At 36.6% G+C, this 2304-nt stretch carries 4 protein-coding genes; all 4 read right to left on the reverse strand.

Annotation, left to right across the window (positions count from 1 at the left end):
- Window positions 1-167 precede the first annotated feature (167 nt).
- The 4 genes from GZ1_RS17580 to GZ1_RS17595 all read right to left on the reverse strand — a co-directional run bounded on the left by GZ1_RS17580 (window position 168) and on the right by GZ1_RS17595 (window position 1659).
- A complete protein-coding gene (locus tag GZ1_RS17580; RefSeq protein WP_020755372.1) occupies window positions 168-359 on the reverse strand; it encodes a hypothetical protein in 192 nt (63 codons plus the stop codon).
- A 192-nt stretch (window positions 360-551) separates the two neighbouring features.
- Window positions 552-974 (reverse strand): NUDIX hydrolase, encoded by a 423-nt coding sequence (locus tag GZ1_RS17585; protein ID WP_060789005.1) that lies wholly within the window; start codon window positions 972-974, stop codon window positions 552-554.
- 29 nt (window positions 975-1003) lie between these two features.
- Complete coding sequence (locus GZ1_RS17590) at window positions 1004-1249, reverse strand: hypothetical protein (protein WP_020755374.1); 246 nt, start codon at window positions 1247-1249, stop codon at window positions 1004-1006.
- Between the two features lie 86 nt (window positions 1250-1335).
- Window positions 1336-1659 carry a hypothetical protein gene (locus GZ1_RS17595; protein ID WP_216367745.1) on the reverse strand — a complete coding sequence of 108 codons (324 nt, stop codon included), beginning with the start codon at window positions 1657-1659 and terminating at the stop codon, window positions 1336-1338.
- Window positions 1660-2304: the final 645 nt, after the last annotated feature.

A 2304-nucleotide genomic window follows, 5' to 3' on the forward strand; every position in this document is an offset into this window, starting at 1 on the left:
CGTATATTCGTTATCTAACATCAGATTACGATTCACCTAAATTTTATAGAGATATATGCAGATACTAATTTAGCTTGTATTAACTGAAGCTTCCCATTTTACATATTCATCAAATTGTTCATCATCAGATGCAATGAAATCTTTTTCAACTTCAATGGTGACTGCAACTATTTCTTTTCGTTTCTTCCACCTGGAACAAATTCATTTCGGCACCATTTTACAAAGTTTCTCGAATGACACAGATATGTCTTTGCCGTGTCATCAGCTAACAGACCTTCTTTCCATTTTTCTTTTACCTCATTCTCATAGATTTGATACAATTCTTCTAATTTCTTTATAAATTCCTGTGATGCCCTCATCTGAATCAGCTCCCGATTAATATTTTATTAAGCAATTGGTAGATATGGTTTGTGTGTTGGAAGTTGAGATTGTGACCCGATAAAAAGCACCTGATCTTTTATCAATCCGTCAAACCATCTTGTTTGGATAGCGCGGTCCGCGGATCTTACTCGGCATGAACTGAACTCATTTAGCTATCTTCCATCTCTACTCTATACCCATTCTTCCAACGAAAACACGTCATTTCTTTCAAAGTCGTGAAGAATGGCCGGAGGCAGCAGTTCACGCACTCTCTCTTTAGTCGACCAGCAATAATCGATATGCTCTTCCGAAAGAACAACTTCATGATGATCGCTTTTGCATAAGTATGTAAGAATGACGACTTGCTGCGTTGCGTGCGTTTGAAACGTCGTCGCATATAAAATCCGCTCCACCGTCACATCCAATCCAACTTCTTCTTGGATTTCTCGCAACAGCGCCGCTTCTAAATCTTCTCCAAAGTATATTTGCCCTCCGACTAACTCCCACGTTCCGCCGCCCACTTCGTCATCATTAGCGCGTTGTACAATTAATACTTTTCCTTCGTGTAAAATAAACCCTTTCAAAACTACAACCATTTCACTGTAGATGAGCATTTTTCATTACACCCGTTAGTTCAAGAAGTTTACTTTTGAAAATCTGCTATATTCCAATTCATTTTAGGATTAACTGTATCCATAAACTTCTTAATTTGTTCTTCACTTAAATCTTTTTCACCAGTCGAATTTTTCGCATATGATACAAGTTCCCAAGTTTCATCATAAGGTTTCTTCGGTGCTTTCCACCTAATGCTAAATGTATAATCAACGCCATCAATCTTTACTTTCATAATCAATATATCGCCAAGAAGTATAAACTTACTCATTTCCATTTTTATATGCCACCTACTTTTGTGTATTTACAGGAGAAAAAGAAAGATTGCAACTACGGGCAGAATCTTTGAATAAGAATATTTTTTTATGGTTCACTAATCCCCATTGCCAATAGCAAAAGAAAAGCAATGGCCAAAACCGCTCCATTTCCTATCAAGCTGATAATTGGCAGAAAGAAACGTTTCGTCATCAACCACGAGAACACAGCGAATAAAATACCAATAATTGATAAGATGCCATAAATTGTGATCACGAAATAAACATCAGCATCTGGACCTCTTTCAACATAGAAAATAATGATACTTATGATTACAGGAAACAAAGACGTGACACCTAATATATTTCCTACTTTTTTCTTGTCTAACACTATTACCCCCACCTTTTTGTTGATAATAACTTTTTGAATCATAGCCACCCATGCTGCATTTCACGGCACTACAGATGATGGAAGTTCATTCGTTCTTCCATGAGTGAGAGACAACCATGCCGCATCTACACGGCACCATCAGAAGAATGAAAATATTAAGAATGATGTCTCTTTTTGATTCCTTTTGTGGCAGAAGTATCAATTCTTTTTTACCTTACTGTTTCTTTCTCAATGTGTGTTAACTTTGATTTAAGATAAGTTCTTGTTCCTCTACATTATTTAACTCTCTTCTAGGAATTATATAGGCACTTACTGAGCTAAAGATAGAAATTATATTTGTCCTCTTTGAAATTTTTGATGCCAGATCAGTCTTTTCATGTTTATACAATTATTTGGACTTAAAATGGAACTCAAACTCTGTATGGTTCACCAATGAGTTCTCGCTTTACTCATGTTGGTGTCCCCCACATTTAACGGTTTGCTTGACCTAAAAGAGATCATTCCAATCATGCTGGTTAAAGAGTGGAATGACAGATTTTTTCATTAGATCAATAAACGCATGTACAGTTGGTGATAGATTGTCACTTTTCCAAGCAAGGTGTTTTTTGCAAGCAAAAAATGCAGAGAAGTGCAAGAAAAAATACATAGGCTTGCCAGCTCAAGACTTAAGGTTCCAGACCGGGGGCA

Source organism: Geobacillus zalihae NBRC 101842 (assembly GCF_001544135.1).
Lineage (GTDB): Bacteria > Bacillota > Bacilli > Bacillales > Anoxybacillaceae > Geobacillus > Geobacillus zalihae.